The 13,595-nt window shown below is 74.7% G+C and carries 14 protein-coding genes; 9 read left to right on the forward strand and 5 right to left on the reverse strand.

Annotated features, from left to right (window positions below; translation table 11 throughout):
- Nucleotides 1-141: 141 nt before the first annotated feature.
- Entirely contained in the window at nt 142-1,137 is a 996-nt protein-coding gene (locus ACIQVD_RS10920; RefSeq protein WP_402287855.1) for a DUF5937 family protein, read from the reverse strand.
- 88 nt (nt 1,138-1,225) lie between these two features.
- On the opposite strand from ACIQVD_RS10920, the gene ACIQVD_RS10925 reads away from it, so the two are divergent.
- From ACIQVD_RS10925 to ACIQVD_RS10935, 3 genes are all read left to right on the forward strand, one after another.
- Complete coding sequence (locus ACIQVD_RS10925; protein WP_402287858.1) at nt 1,226-2,134, forward strand: oxidoreductase; 909 nt, start codon at nt 1,226-1,228, stop codon at nt 2,132-2,134.
- A gap of 69 nt (nt 2,135-2,203) precedes the next feature.
- Nucleotides 2,204-3,154, forward strand: a complete 951-nt coding sequence (locus tag ACIQVD_RS10930) for a serine hydrolase (RefSeq protein WP_402287861.1) — start codon at nt 2,204-2,206, stop codon at nt 3,152-3,154.
- A 242-nt stretch (nt 3,155-3,396) separates the two neighbouring features.
- Nucleotides 3,397-4,524, forward strand: coding sequence for an FUSC family protein (locus tag ACIQVD_RS10935; RefSeq protein ID WP_402287864.1), 1,128 nt, complete (start codon nt 3,397-3,399; stop codon nt 4,522-4,524).
- Nucleotides 4,525-4,656: 132 nt separating this feature from the next.
- Here ACIQVD_RS10935 and ACIQVD_RS10940 read toward each other — a convergent pair whose 3' ends face one another.
- Nucleotides 4,657-4,929: a hypothetical protein gene (locus ACIQVD_RS10940; protein WP_400692917.1), complete on the reverse strand. Its 273-nt coding sequence runs from the start codon at nt 4,927-4,929 to the stop codon at nt 4,657-4,659.
- A 334-nt stretch (nt 4,930-5,263) separates the two neighbouring features.
- On the opposite strand from ACIQVD_RS10940, the gene ACIQVD_RS10945 reads away from it, so the two are divergent.
- From ACIQVD_RS10945 to ACIQVD_RS10955, 3 genes are all read left to right on the forward strand, one after another.
- A complete protein-coding gene (locus ACIQVD_RS10945) occupies nt 5,264-5,698 on the forward strand; it encodes a hypothetical protein (protein WP_402287867.1) in 435 nt (144 codons plus the stop codon).
- Nucleotides 5,699-5,850: 152 nt separating this feature from the next.
- Nucleotides 5,851-6,612 (forward strand): isocitrate lyase/phosphoenolpyruvate mutase family protein, encoded by a 762-nt coding sequence (locus ACIQVD_RS10950; RefSeq protein ID WP_400692912.1) that lies wholly within the window; start codon nt 5,851-5,853, stop codon nt 6,610-6,612.
- Between the two features lie 129 nt (nt 6,613-6,741).
- Entirely contained in the window at nt 6,742-7,917 is a 1,176-nt protein-coding gene (locus ACIQVD_RS10955) for a hypothetical protein (RefSeq protein WP_402287869.1), read from the forward strand.
- A 49-nt stretch (nt 7,918-7,966) separates the two neighbouring features.
- On the opposite strand, the gene ACIQVD_RS10960 is transcribed toward ACIQVD_RS10955, so the two are convergent.
- A complete protein-coding gene (locus tag ACIQVD_RS10960; protein ID WP_402287872.1) occupies nt 7,967-9,406 on the reverse strand; it encodes a DHA2 family efflux MFS transporter permease subunit in 1,440 nt (479 codons plus the stop codon).
- 105 nt (nt 9,407-9,511) lie between these two features.
- On the opposite strand from ACIQVD_RS10960, the gene ACIQVD_RS10965 reads away from it, so the two are divergent.
- Nucleotides 9,512-10,057, forward strand: coding sequence for a MarR family winged helix-turn-helix transcriptional regulator (locus ACIQVD_RS10965; RefSeq protein WP_402287874.1), 546 nt, complete (start codon nt 9,512-9,514; stop codon nt 10,055-10,057).
- 248 nt (nt 10,058-10,305) lie between these two features.
- On the opposite strand, the gene ACIQVD_RS10970 is transcribed toward ACIQVD_RS10965, so the two are convergent.
- Entirely contained in the window at nt 10,306-11,169 is an 864-nt protein-coding gene (locus tag ACIQVD_RS10970; protein ID WP_402287876.1) for an NAD(P)H-binding protein, read from the reverse strand.
- Between the two features lie 96 nt (nt 11,170-11,265).
- Between ACIQVD_RS10970 and ACIQVD_RS10975 the strand changes: the two genes are divergently transcribed.
- A complete protein-coding gene (locus tag ACIQVD_RS10975; protein ID WP_402287878.1) occupies nt 11,266-11,757 on the forward strand; it encodes a winged helix-turn-helix transcriptional regulator in 492 nt (163 codons plus the stop codon).
- Nucleotides 11,758-11,794: 37 nt separating this feature from the next.
- Here ACIQVD_RS10975 and ACIQVD_RS10980 read toward each other — a convergent pair whose 3' ends face one another.
- Nucleotides 11,795-12,649, reverse strand: coding sequence for a hypothetical protein (locus tag ACIQVD_RS10980; protein WP_402287880.1), 855 nt, complete (start codon nt 12,647-12,649; stop codon nt 11,795-11,797).
- 636 nt (nt 12,650-13,285) lie between these two features.
- On the opposite strand from ACIQVD_RS10980, the gene ACIQVD_RS10985 reads away from it, so the two are divergent.
- Nucleotides 13,286-13,504 (forward strand): MbtH family protein, encoded by a 219-nt coding sequence (locus ACIQVD_RS10985; RefSeq protein ID WP_100840487.1) that lies wholly within the window; start codon nt 13,286-13,288, stop codon nt 13,502-13,504.
- Nucleotides 13,505-13,595: the final 91 nt, after the last annotated feature.

Here is a 13,595-nt window from a genome sequence, read left to right on the forward strand (position 1 = left end):
GGTGTACTCCCCCACCGCAGAGGGCGGGCACCCCCACGCCCGCCCGACCCCCCGACGCCGAGTCCGGCGCGGAACGGCCATCGTTCCACGCGGCCGAGCTGGGCAACAAGTCGCTTGTACATAAAGGAATATGACAGACCGTCAGTGGTCGGCGGCGAGCAGCGCGTCGGCGACGGCGGTGCGGGCGTACAGGACGGTGCGGCCGGTGCGGTGCGCGGTGGCGAGGCCGGCCGCGCGCAGGGCGGTGAGGTTCTGCGAGACGTGGGCCGGGGAGAGGCCGGTGCGGTGGGCGAGTTCGGTGGTGGTGGCGGGGGCGTCGAGTTCGGCCAGCAGGAGGGTGCGGGCCCGGCCCAGGACGGCGGCGAGGGCCTCGGTGGCGGAGCTGGTGCGGGGCTGCCAGAGGCGGCCGACGCCGTGGGCGCGGTAGGCGAGTTGGGGCGGGTCGGGCGGGGCGATCCGGGTGGACAGGCCGGGGCCCTTGAAGGCGGTGGGGATCAGGAGCAGTCCGCCGCCCGTGGTGTGGCGGGCCAGGGTCCGGCTCCGGCGGTCCAGGCGGAGCGCCGTGTCGTCCCAACTGAGCTGGGGGTGCAGGGTGTTGAGGAGCCGTCCGGTGCCGTGCCGGGCGGCCTGCCGGGAGCGGTGCAGGACGTCGGCGTCCAGCAGGGCGCGGATCCGCGGCCAGTACGGGGCGAGGGCCGTCTCCCAGAAGGCGGCGATCTCCCGGAGGAGTGCGGGCAGCCGGGCGGCCGGGTCGGCGTGCAGGGCGCGCGTCCGGGGGCCGGTGCGGCCCTGGTGGTGGCGGAGGTGGTCGAGGTCGGCGCGGACGCGTTCGGCGGGGGTGGCGGCGATCGCCGCGAGTTCCTCCTCCAGGGCGGGGGCGGGGCCGGCGGGTGCGGGGTTGAGGAAGTCCGGCACGTACGGGGTGCCGGGCGGGAGCAGTTCGGCGAGCCGGCACCGGTCGAGCGCGGCGGCGGCCACCCGGGGGCGCACCTGGTCGAGCCAGCGCCGGTGGACCGGGTCCGCGGTGCCGGCGGCCAGCAGGCGGTAGCCGGTGGTGAGCTGCCACATCGGGGAGACGGCGAACCGCACCCGCGCCACGTCGCGGGCCGGGAAGGCCAGTTCGGCCAGGGCGGCCACCTCCTGCTCTCCGAGGACTGCTCTCCGAGGATTCGCAGATGTCCGAATCAGTGGCCGCCACTGTAGCCGCCGGCCGATCATCGGCGGCATGACCCCAACCCCACAGACGATCACCGCCGCCGCGGCGGGCAGCTGGACGCTGGGCGACCGCGTGGTCCACCGGATCGGCTTCGGCGCGATGCGGCTGGCCCAGACCGGCGCGGCCCTGGTGCCCGGCGCGGTCGCGCGCGACCGCGGGCAGGCGGTCGGCGTGCTGCGCCGGGCCGTCGAGCTCGGCGTGAACCACCTCGACACCGCGGCCTTCTACTTCTCGCCGCTGCGCTCGGCCAACGAACTGATCAACCGGGCGCTGTCGCCCTACCCCGACGACCTGGTGATCGCCACCAAAGTCGGGCAGCCGCGCGACCCGTCGGGGGCGTGGCTGCCGCACGCCCGGCCGGACCAGCTGCGCGGGCTGGTGGAGGAGAACCTGCGCCAGCTCGGCCGCGACCACCTGGACCTGGTGAACCTCCGGGTGGTGGGCGACGGTTCGGTCGCCGAGCGGTTCGGCGCGCTGGCCGAGCTGCGGACGGCCGGGCTGGTCCGGCACCTCGGTCTGTCCAACGTCCAGCCCCACCAGCTGGCCGAGGCGCAGGGCGTCGCGCCGGTGGTGTGCGTGCAGAACATGTACGGCCTCGGGGTCCGGCCCGAGCAGGACGCCCTCGTCGAGCTGTGCCGCGAACAGGGCGTCGCCTTCGTGCCGTTCTACGCGATCGCGGCCGCGGGCCGCCAGTACGGGGCGGGCGCCGAGGAGCACCCGGAGGTGGTCGAGGTCGCCCGGGCGCACGGGGCCTCCCCCGCGCAGGTCCGGATCGCCTGGACGCTGCACCGCGGCCCGCACGTGCTGGCCATCCCCGGCACCGGCGACCCCGCACACCTGGAGGCCAACGTCGCGGCCGGCGGCCTGCGGCTGTCCGCGGCCGAACTCGCCCGGCTGGACGCGCTGCACCGGCGGTGACCGCTCTTCCGACGCCCTGCCGGGGCGCTGTTGGGACCCTGCCGAAGCCCTGCTGGCAGGATGGGCGCCGTGACGGACGACATCCGGGGGATCTTCGAGCGGGCCGGCTGCGAGGGCGCGCTGTGCGTCCTGCCGCTGGACGACGACGGCGAGTTCGGCTTCGACGGGTCCGGCTCCGACGGGTCCGGCTTCCGTGAGTCCGGCTTCCGCGCCGACGAGCCGTCGGTTCCGGCCTCGGTGGTCAAGGTGCAGGTGGCCCTGGAGGTGGAGACCTGGTTCGCCGAGGGCCGCCTGGACCCGGGCGAGCGGGTGACGCTGAGCGCCGCCGACCGGACCTTCGGCCCGACCGGGACCTCGCTGTTCGAGGACGACGCGGTGCTCTCCTGGCGGGACATGGTCGTCCTGATGCTCACCATCAGCGACAACCACACCACCGACGTGCTGCTGCGGCGGATCGGCGTCGGCGCCGTGAACGCGACCGCCGAACGGCTCGGACTGACCGGCACCGTGCTGGAGTCCGACCTGCGGACCATGCTCGACTCCATCGGCCGGGACCTGGGCCGCACCGGCTGGGCGGACGCGGTGGCCCGGGGGGAGCGGGCGTCGGCGGCCGAGTCGACCCGGGTCGAGGAACTGCTGCCGACCGCCCGCGCGCTCGACCCGTCCCGGGGGACCCGCACCACCCCGCGCGACATGGCCGAACTGCTGCGGCTGATCTGGACCGACCGGGCCGGACCGGCCGCCGCGTGCGCCCGGGTACGCACCCTGATGGGCCGCCAGCTGACCCGGCACCGGATCGCGAGCGGCTTCCGGCCGCCGGTGCGGGTCGCGGCCAAGAGCGGCGGCCTGCTCGGCGTGGTCCGCAACGAGGTCGGCGTGATCTCCCACCCCGACGGCCGCCGTTACGCCGCCGCCGTCTTCACCCGCTCCCGGCCGGGCTCGGACGAGACCGCGATCAACGCCGCCATCGGCGCCGCCACCGCCCGGGCCGTCGCCGCGCTGCGCCGGGAAGACGGCTGACCGACCCGCCCCGTCGCCGCCTCCGTCTCCGCCTCCGTCGCCGCCTCCGTCTCCGCCTCCGTCTCCGTCTCCGTCTCCGTCCGGGCTGTCTCCGGCCCGGGGTGCCGGTCCGTGACATGCCGCATTCGGCGCAATCGGCGGCCGTGGCCCGTCCGGCGACCACGCTGGGCCCATTGATCGCGTTGATCGCGCTGATCACGGCTTGATCATGTCGATCACGGCCCGGATCGGGGAGACCGGTGGTGCGCAGACCGTACGAGGCGTTGTCCGGGCGGGCGCGAGGGGCGGCGCGGCGGCACGCGCCGGCGGGCGGCCGGGTCCGGGGCGTCCTGGCGTCCCAGGGGCCCGCCGCGGCCCGGATCGTGGTCACGGTCGCCGCCGCCTGGCAGGTGGCGCTCTGGCTGGGGGCGGACCAGCCGCCCGTGTACGCGGCCGTCGTCCCGCTGGTGGCCCTGGGCGGCGATCCGGCGACCGCCCTGCGCACCTCGCTGCAGCGGGTACTGGGCGTCGTGGCGGGGGTGGCGGTCGGCATCGCCGCCCTGAACGTCCTGCACCCCTCGACCGACGCGCTCACCCTGGTCGTCGCCCTGGGTCTGGGCATCGGGATGCTGCTGCGGGTCGGCGGGCCGCCGAACGTCCAGGTCCCGGCCTCCTCCCTGCTGGTCTTCGCCAGCACCTCCCCCGACGCCTACGCCCTCCACCGCCTCTGGGAGACCGCGGCGGGAGCGGCCGTGACCGTCCTGCTCGCGCCGCTGCTGTGGCCCGCCGACCCCCGGCGCGCCCTCACCGCCCTCGCCCGCGACTCGTCCGCCCACCTCACCCGGGCGCTGGCAGGCACCGCCGCCGCCCTCGGTGCCGATCCCGCGGTGGCCCGCGACAACGTCGCCGCCGTCACCGGTCACGTCGACGCGGTCCACGACAACGCCGCGCGGGCCCGCGAAGCCGAACGCTCCGTCCGCTTCAACCCCCTGCACCGCCGGCACCGCGACAGCGCCGGGCGCACCGCCCGGGCCGTCACCGCCGTGGACCGCCTCGCCCCGCACCTGGAGACCCTGGCCGGGGAGGTCGCCGCGTTCACCGCCAGGGACGACCTCGCCCCGGTCGTCACCGATGCCCGGCCGCACCTGCGCGCCCTCACCGCCGCCACCGGCCGGGCGATCACCGGCCTCCTGGACACCGGCGGGCCCGGGCCGGCCCTGGCCACCGTCCGCGACGGCCTCGCCGCCTACGCCCGCGCCGACTCCCGCCCCGCCGCGGTGGCCCTGCGCAGGCCCTTCCAGCAGATCCTCCAACTCCTCGACGGCCTCGGCCGGGTCCCGCAGGAACAGGAACAGGAGCAAGAGCAAGGGCAGGGACAGGAGGGCGCATGAGAGCGCCCCGCCGGGGCAGGCGTCGGGTGCGGCGGACGAGGGCCCGGCCAATCCCCCCCTTGCGGCCGGGCCCCCGCCGTACGGGGTCGACCCGCGCCCGCCGCGCCGGGCGGTCTCGCGTGCGCGGGGGCGCTACGGGGTGTCGCCCGTCCAGTCCCAGCGGTGCGGGGCGGTGGGGCGGGGTGCGTAGTGCGCGCGGCCTTCGCTGCCGTAGTGGCTGAGACCGGTGACGAGGGCGGCCCCGCGTTCGAGGTCGGCCGGGTCCCGGCCGGTGACGTCCAGGAGGAGGCCGTCCAGGGGGCCGCCCACCAGTTCACGGTACTCACGGCCGGGGCGCGGGCCGGGATCCTCGTGGTCGGCGCCGTAGACCCGGCCGCGCAGCAGTTGCTCGTGGTGCTCGTCCATGGGACACAGCCTGGCACCCCGGGCCGACAAGCGGCGGGGGTGCCGACGGGCTTCCAGTGCCGGTGCCGGGAGGTCGGCGGTCCTCGGCATGCTGCCCGTCGCGGACACCGAAGGGTTCCGGCACGTACCGGCCCTCGGGGCGGGCGGCGACGCACCCGCAGCCGGAGGCCGTCCCCGCACTGCTCTCCGACCGCCCGCCGGAAGCTGACGGCGCTTCACCACCAGGCCCCGCTCCCTCTCGCCGTCCCGGGCATCCCCGGCTCGCCGACCCCGGAGACCGGCCGCTGGTAGGTTCGGTGCCCGCGGGGACGGCTTGGGTGGCGGAGGGGTGTCGGTGACACTGCAACCGGTGTTCGTGGTGGGCGACGAGGACGTGCACACCCTGGAGGCGGTCGGCTTCGACTCCGAGGAGGAGTTCCAGCGGTTGTTGGCCCGTCATCCGCGCGTCCTGGACTTCGGCTCGCTGGCCGACGGCCGTCCGCTGCGCCTGTCCCTGGTGGCACGGGAGATGGGCGTGGCCACCGGGGAGCACACCGGACCGACGCTGGCGCTGGACCACCTGTTCGTGGACGAGGACGCGGTGCCGACCCTGGTGGAGGTGAAGCGGGCCGGCGACACCCGCATCCGGCGCGAGGTGGTCGGCCAGATGCTCGACTACGCCGCCAACGGCGCCCGTTACTGGCCGGCGGCCCTGCTGCGGAAGACCTTCGAGGACACCTGCGCCACCGACGGCGTCTCGTTGGCGCGGACACCCTGGACGCGGTACTGACTGCCCCGGAGCGGCTGCTGGCCGCCACCTCCGCCGACAGCCCTGACCCTGACCCCGATCCCGATCCCGATCCCGCCTGACCGTCCGGCCCGGGCGCATGTCGGGCCCGTCAAGGCGTTGTGCGCGGGCGATCCGGGGGTAGCGTCCTGGGCATGGACCTTCCCACCACCGTCGAGCGCGCTCGACGCCTCAAGCAGTTGCACGCCGACCACAAGCCGCTCGTGCTGCCCACCGTCTGGGACGTGTGGTCGGCGCGGACGGCGGCCGGCGCCGGGTTTCCCGCGCTGACGATCGGCAGCCATCCGCTCGCCGAGTCCCGGGGTGCCGAGGACCACGAGGGGCAGACCTTCGAGGAGGTGCTCGCCGCCGTCAGGCCGATCATCGCGGCCGTCGACGTCCCGGTCTCCGTGGACCTGGAGGCCGGGTACGGGCAGCGGCCCGCCGACCTGATCGCCGGCCTGATCGAGGTCGGCGGCGTCGGCCTCAACGTCGAGGACACCGTCCACTCGGACGGCGGGCGGCTGCGCAGCACCGAGGAGCACGCGGAGTACGTCGCCGGGCTGCGCGCGGCGGCCGACGACGCGGGGGTCCCGGTCTGGATCAACGGGCGCACCGACCTCTTCCTGCACGCGCAGGACGCCTCCGCCGTCCTCGACGAGGCGGTCGAACGGCTGCTGGCCCTGGAGCGGGCCGGTGCCGACAGCGTCTACCCGGTGCGCATCCAGGACGACGACGCCCTGCTCACGGCGGTGACCGGCGCCCTCGGCGTCCCCGTCAACTCCACTGCCCACCCCGTCAGGCACGACCTCGACCGCTTCCGCCGCCTCGGCGTCGGCCGGATCACCTACGGCCCGCTGCTCCAACTCGCGCTGACGGACTCCATGAAGGACATGCTGGGGGCGTGGAAGTCCTAGCGTCCGGGCCGACTCCCCCGCGTCATCGGATCGCCCGAGCCGGCGGCCGGTCAGGAGACCGGCCGGGGGCGGCGGGTGTCGGTGGGTGCCCGTAGGGTGCCCACCGACACCCGAGGCCAGGAGGGCGACGTGGGCTTTGCCGGTGATGTGGCGGTACCGGTGTCGGACGGGTGGGCGGAGTGGCTCGCCCACGCGGACGCGCTCGCCGCGGTGGGCGATCCGCGCGGGGAGGCGATCCGGCGGGAGCACCGCAGCGGCGGGGAGTCGGCGGAGACGGTCGCGGCGTACGGGCGGGTGGAGCGGGAGTGCGGGCTCGACCTGCTCCGGGCGGACGGGTCCTGGCGGTTCACCTGGTCCCGGGGGTTCGTCGACAAGGCCGTTTTCCGGCTCGCGCCGGACCCGGGGCGGCGGCGCCGGGTGCTGGTGGAGCGGCTGCTGGCGGAGCGGTCGCCGACCGGGCCGTTCGGGGGCGGGGAGGTCGACCCGGCCGATCCCGAGCAGTGGGAGGGGGTGCTGGTCGACGCCCTGCTGTCCCATCCGGCGGCCCGGCTGCTGCGCGGTCTGGATCTGCACCTCACCGACTACCACCACTCCGCCGAGCGGGCCGCGGTCGCGCTGGGGCGGCGGCGGTGGCCCCGGTTGGCGTCCCTGTCCTTCGGCCACGGGTTCGACACGCTGCTGGAGTCGCACACGACCTCGGCGGGGAACTCCGTCGTCCCCGAGGTGTACCTGAACGCCGCGGTGGTCCCCGAGGAGGTGGCGCGGGCGCTGTGGGGGTCGCTGCCCGCGCTGCGCTCGCTGGAGCTGGAGGGCGCGTTCCTGTTCGACGACGTGGAGCACGACGGCCTGGCGCACCTGCGGGTGCGGGGGGCCGTCTTCGCGGACGGTTCCCTGTTCCCCTCCGCGACGCCCGCCCTCGTCTCGCTGGAGGTGGAGATCGACTGCGACGTCCACGGCACGATGGGGACGAACGCCCAGCTGGCGGAGCCGGCCCCGGCCCGGTACCCCCGGCTGCGGAGCCTCGACCTGGGCGGGGCGCACTTCGAGCCCGAGGAGGCCGGTGATTTCGTCCTCCTCGCGGAGCACCCGTTGCTCGCCCAACTCGAGCACCTGGGCATCAGGGAACTGGTGATCGGAGCCGCGGACGCGGACGGGGACCTCGATCCGCCGGCCCTCCTCGCCGCGCTGGCCCCCCGGTTCGCCTACCTGGAGCTGCGCGTGGCGGGCGACGTCGACGTCGAGGGTGCCGACGACGAGGAGGTCGCGCGGATGCTCCCCGCTCTCGGTACCGTCCCGGCGCCCTGATCCGGCCCGTCCCGGCTCGGGGTCCGGACCGGGCGGTGGGGCGGGGCGGTCAGCCGACCTGCTGGCGGGGCCCGGGGCGGGTGCGGGCGGTGGTGGGGCCGTCCGCGGGGCGGGTGGTGCCGGGGCCGGCGGGGAGGGTGAGGGCGAAGAGCGCGGCGACGAGGGCGACGGCCGCCAGGACGGAGTAGCTGAGCTGGTAGGCGGCCAGCGGCGGGTGGGCACGCTGCGAGCCGCTCGCGCCGAGGACCAGGACCGAGGTGACGACGGCGGGGGCCAGGGCGCTGCCGGTCTGCCGGACGACGGTGTTGAGGGTGGCGGCGTGGGCGACGTCGGCGCGGGCGATGGTGCTGAAGGAGGCGATGGTGGTGGGGATGAAGACCGCGCCCATGGCCAGGCCGAGCAGGAACATGTAGCCGCGGAAGGCCCACAGGCCGGTGTCGGCGTCGGCGGTGGCGAACAGCAGCATCACGCCGGCGACGCCCAGCAGGCCGGTGCCGATGATCGGGCGCGGTCCGATCCGGTGGTAGACCGCGCCGACCACCTGCATCGTCACCAGGACGCCGAACGCCTCGGTGAAGGTGGTGCTGCCGCTCTCCAGCGCCGTGCCGCCGCGGGCCTCCTGGATGAAGATCGGGCCGAGGAACATGGCGCCCATCATCGGCACGTAGCCGACCAGGCTGACCAGGTTGGTGTCGCGGAACAGCCGGTCGCGGAACAGCCGCAGCCGCAGGATCGGCTCGGGCGTGCGGAGTTGGTGCCGGACGGCGACCGCGAGCAGGACCGCGCCGGCGGCCAGGGTGCCGAGCACCTGCGGCCGGGTCCAGCCGAGGTCGGGGCCCGCGCAGACGCCGTACATCAGGGCGGCCGTGCCCGCGCCGCACAGCAGCAGGCCGGGCAGGTCGAGGCGGCCGGCGGCGTGGTCCCGGTGCTCGGCCAGGAAGAGCGCGCCGAACAGGACCGCCGCGGCGCCGAAGGGCACGTTGACGTAGAACACCCAGCGCCAGGACAGGCCGGTGATCAGCAGGCCGCCCAGCAGCGGGGCGATCGCCGGGGCGATCTGCTGCGGGATGACCATCAGCCGGGACAGCCTGACCTGCTCGGTCTGGCTGAAGGTGCGGAAGAGCAGGGCCTGCGAGGTCGGCATGAGCAGACCGGCGGCCAGGCCCTGCAGGGCCCGGGCGCCGACCAGGGCGGTCAGGTTCGGGGCGGCGCCGCACAGGCCGCTGGCGGCGGTGAAGGCGGACAGCGACAGCAGCATCAGGCGGCGGCCGCCGTGGCGTTCCACCAGCCAGGCGGAGGCGGGGATCATCATGCCCAGGCAGACGGGGTAGACCACGACGACGCCGGTGAGGGCGGCCGGGGTCAGGTCGAACTGCCGGGCGATGCTGGGGAGGGCGACGGTGGTGATCGCCCCGTCGACGATGCAGATGAAGGTGGTCAGGACAGCCATGATGGGCACGACACGGCGCTGGCCCAGGCGGGTGCTCATAGAAGCTGAGCATACTCAGTATGAGTATGCTCATGAAGTCCGAGGGCCCGGCGGGAACGCACCGGATTCCGCAGCGGAACCGGACGAGGATGGGGAGCACACGGCATGGCAGCGGAAGCGAAGGCGCGGCACCGGTTCGGCAGCAGCGACGTCCTGATCGACGAACTGTTCGCCACCACCCAGCAGTTGCGCACCTTCGTGGACGGCCGGCTGCGCGAGCACGGCGCCTCGGTGGCCCGGCTGCGGACCCTGCGCGTCCTGGCCCTGGCGGGCGGCCCGCTGCGCATGCGCGACCTCGCCGAGTACGTGGGCAACGCCCCCCGCACGACCACCACGATCGTCGACAGCCTCGAACGCGACGGCCTGGTCGAACGCGTCCGGCACCCCTCCGACCGGCGCGCGTTCCTGCTGACCCTCACCCCGGAGGGCGTGCGCCGCCACCGCGAGGCCGAGGAACTCGACCGCGCCGCCCTCGCCGCGGCCACCGGCGCCCTCGGCGCCGCCGAACGCGAGCAGCTGCGCACCCTGCTCGGCCGCATCCGCACCGCCGTCGCCGACACCGGCAGCGGCGACGGCGGCAGCGACGACGACGACGGCGGCAACAGCGACGACGACGGCAACAGCGACGACGTCCACGACACCGACGGGTGAAAGTCCGCCCGCAGGGGTCAGGTTGACCGCCCTTCACGCCGAAAGGGTTCGTGAACAGAAGGAGGGGGTCGTCGTGCGCTACGTCCTGCTGGGTCTCGGACTCGCCTGCCCCGTGGTGGCCCTGGCCGTCTTCCTCGCCGCGGCCCGGGCGGGCCGCCGCAGCGACGAGGACGAACCGGGCTGAGCCCAGGGCCCCGGAGCCGAGCTGGCCGGGGTCGGGCGGCTCCGGGGCCGGGCGGGCCGGAGGCTCAGTGGGTGGTCGCGAGGGCCTCGGCGATGGTGGTGGAGAGCGGGGTGGTGGGGCGGCCGATCAGGCGGGAGAGGTCGCCGCTGCCGCCGGCCAGCAGGCCGCGGGAGATGCCGGAGACGTCGACGTCGACCAGGATCTCGGCCAGCTGCGGGGGCAGGCCCGCGCCGGTAAGCACGCCGAGGTTGGCCTCGGCCGGCAGCTCGTGGTGGGCGACCTGGCGGCCGCTCTGCCGGGAGAGTTCGGCGGCGTACTCCTCCAGCGTCCAGGCGGTGTCGCCGCTGAGCTCGTAGACCCGGTTCTCGTGGCCCTCGCCGGTCAGCACCTCGGCCGCGGCGGCGGCGTAGTCGGCGCGGGACGCCGAGCCGATCCGGCCGCCGGCGGTGCTGCCGGCCACGCCGTGCTCCAGCTGGACCGGGATCAGCGCGGTGTAGTTCTCGGTGTACCAGCCGTTGCGCAGGAAGGTGTACGGCAGGCCGGAGTCGAGGATCAGCTGCTCGGTGGCCTTGTGCTCGTCCGCGAGCCGGAAGTCGGCGTCCGGGCCGCCGAGCACCCCGGTGTAGACCAGGCGGGCGGCTCCGGCGGCCTTCGCGGCCTCGATCACGGCGGTGTGCTGGGCGACCCGGCGGCCGACCTCGCTGCCGGAGACCAGCAGCACGGTGTCGCCGGGGCGGATCGCCGCGGCCACCGTCTCGGGCCGGTCGTAGTCGGCGACCCGCAGTTCGACGCCGCGGGCGGCCAGGTCGGCGGCCCGGCCCTCGTCGCGGACGGCGGCGACGACCTCGGTGGCCGGGACGCGGGCCAGCAGGGCGTCGATGACGAGACGGCCCAGCTGACCGGTGGCGCCGGTGACGACGATGCTCATGGTGATGCAACTCCTGAGGTGGGACAACGCTTGGAGACCCACCCTAGGAAAGTCACTAACCATTCGGAAGTACCCACTTTCAGGTAAGGTACTTCCATGAACACCAGGGTGAAGGAACTGACCGGCGGGATCCCGGTGGACGTCAACTCGGTCTGCTGTCCCTCGCGCGGCATCCTGGAGCATGTCACCAGCCGCTGGGCGGTGCTGGTGCTGGCCGTCCTGCTGGACGGCACCCACCGGTTCAGCGAACTGCGCCGCGCGGTGGGCGGGGTGAGCGAGAAGATGCTCGCCCAGACCCTGCAGACGCTGGAGCAGGACGGCCTGGTCCACCGGGAGGCGTACCCCGTCATCCCGCCACGGGTCGACTACTCGCTGACCCCGCTCGGCGAGGAGGCCGCCCAGCACGTCTGGACACTGGCCCGCTGGGCCGAGACCCGCACCCCCGAGGTCCTGGCGGCCCGGGCCGCCCACGCCGAACGACCGACGCGGGACGGCAGGGCGAAGGGCGGCAGAGCGGAAGCCGCCGGGGCGAAGGGCACAGGAACGAAGGGCGCAGAGGTGAAGGTCGCCGCGGCGAAGGGCGTCTAGCCGGAGCGGCGGGCGGCGGCGGCCATGCCCGGGGTGGTCACTCCCCCGGGGTGGTGTGCAGGAAGTGGTGGAGCGAGGCGGCCATCGCGGTGACGAACGCCTCGCGCTGCGGCGGTGGGGCGACGTCCAGCGAGAGGTAGGGGTTGAGGTCCTCCAGTTCGACCAGCAGGAGTTCGCCGGTGGCGGTGCGGCAGGCGTCGACGCGCTGGATGCCGTGGTCGAGGGTGTTCCAGGCGATGAACCGGCGGGCGAAGTCCAGGTCGTCCGCGGTGGGGTGGTAGGGCGTCAGCTCCCAGCGGCGGGACGGGTCGGGGGCGTGCAGGGCGTACTGGAAGGCGTCGTCGACGAAGTAGAACGAGACCTCGTAGCGGAAGTCGACCAGCGGCTGGACGAGCATGCCGTCCCAGGAGGGGACCGGGCCGGTGGCGCGGTCGGTCAGTTGGGCGCGGTCGACCACGGAGAGGCCGATCGAGTCGGCACCGGCCTTGGGCTTGACCACGTAGCGCTCGGCCGGGGGCAGCAGGTGGAGGTCGGCGGGGCGGTCGACGGTGGGGATGACCGGGTGGCCGGCCGCGGTGAGGTCGAGCAGGTAGTCCTTGCCGGCCATGTCACCGCGGCCGGTCAGCGGGTTGTAGACCCGGGTGCCGCGTTCGGCGGCCCGGCGGCGGAAGGCGTCGAACTGCTCGCGGTAGTGCAGCACCGGCCCGCTGTTGCGGATGACGACCGCGTCGAAGCCGTCCATCAGGGCGGCGGCGTCGCGCGGGTGGCACAGCGCCAGGTCGAACTCCTCGCGCAGCCGCGCGGTCAGGAGGATGTCCTCGTCGCAGTACCGGCGCCCCTGGGCCGGGTACGCGAGGTCGGTGACGAACAGGATTCCGGAACGCTCACGCACGCTGCCGTCCTCTCCCGGTGGGCGGAGCGGTCACTCTACGCGGCCCCGGACGGGCGGCGGCAGGAGGGTCCGCCCCGGGAGCGGGGCCCGGGCGGCCTCGGGGTGGCTCCGGGGGAAGCGGCCGGGAAACCGGGGGTCATCGGGGGACACGGGGCGACACCGGAGGACACGGGCGGCCCCGGGGCGTACGACGGGCGCACGGGAGCACGGCGGGGGCCGGAAGGGCGCAGGGGATCACGGGGAGAGCACCGGGAGCCGAGGGGAACGGATCGTTCCATATCGGTACATGCGGGGGTGCAGCGGGCAGGTCGCGACCGCATGTGCGCCGGTCCGGGCGGTGCGGCATATGACCGGGGCCTTTTCTAATTCGCTCACTTGAATGATTACGGACCGGTAACGTGGCGATCACCGGGAGCGGCCTCGACAGATCCAATGACGTGATAGGAATAGATATGTTTTTCGGGGGCAGTCGTGCCCCGGCGCATCACATCCATGACATACGCGCTGGGTTGTGCGCCGGGTTGTGCGCCGGGCGGTTTTCGGGGGTTCCGCACCGGAGTGCCGTCGCCCCCGGACCGCAGGACGCTCGAAACGCGGAACGGCGACCGAGACAAGGCGATACAAGGGGTGGGCAACGTGAGCAATCCTTTCGATGACGAATCCGGGCGCTTCGTCGTGCTGGTGAACGCGGAGGCGCAGTACTCGCTCTGGCCCGCGCACATCGAGGTCCCGGGCGGCTGGGACCAGGTGGGCGCCGAGGGGTCGCGGGAGGAGTGCGTGGCGCGGATCGACCGCCTGTGGACCGACATGCGCCCGGCCGGCCTGGTCGCGGCCATGGAGTCCGACACCGACTGACCCGCGGTCCGGCCGTCCGGGCGGTCCGGCCGTCCGATTCGATCATCTTGATCTGATCATCTTATTTACGGGATTTCCGCTCCGGGCCCGG

Origin of the sequence: Kitasatospora sp. NPDC090308, assembly GCF_044769485.1 — a bacterium.
Taxonomy (GTDB): domain Bacteria; phylum Actinomycetota; class Actinomycetes; order Streptomycetales; family Streptomycetaceae; genus Kitasatospora; species Kitasatospora fiedleri.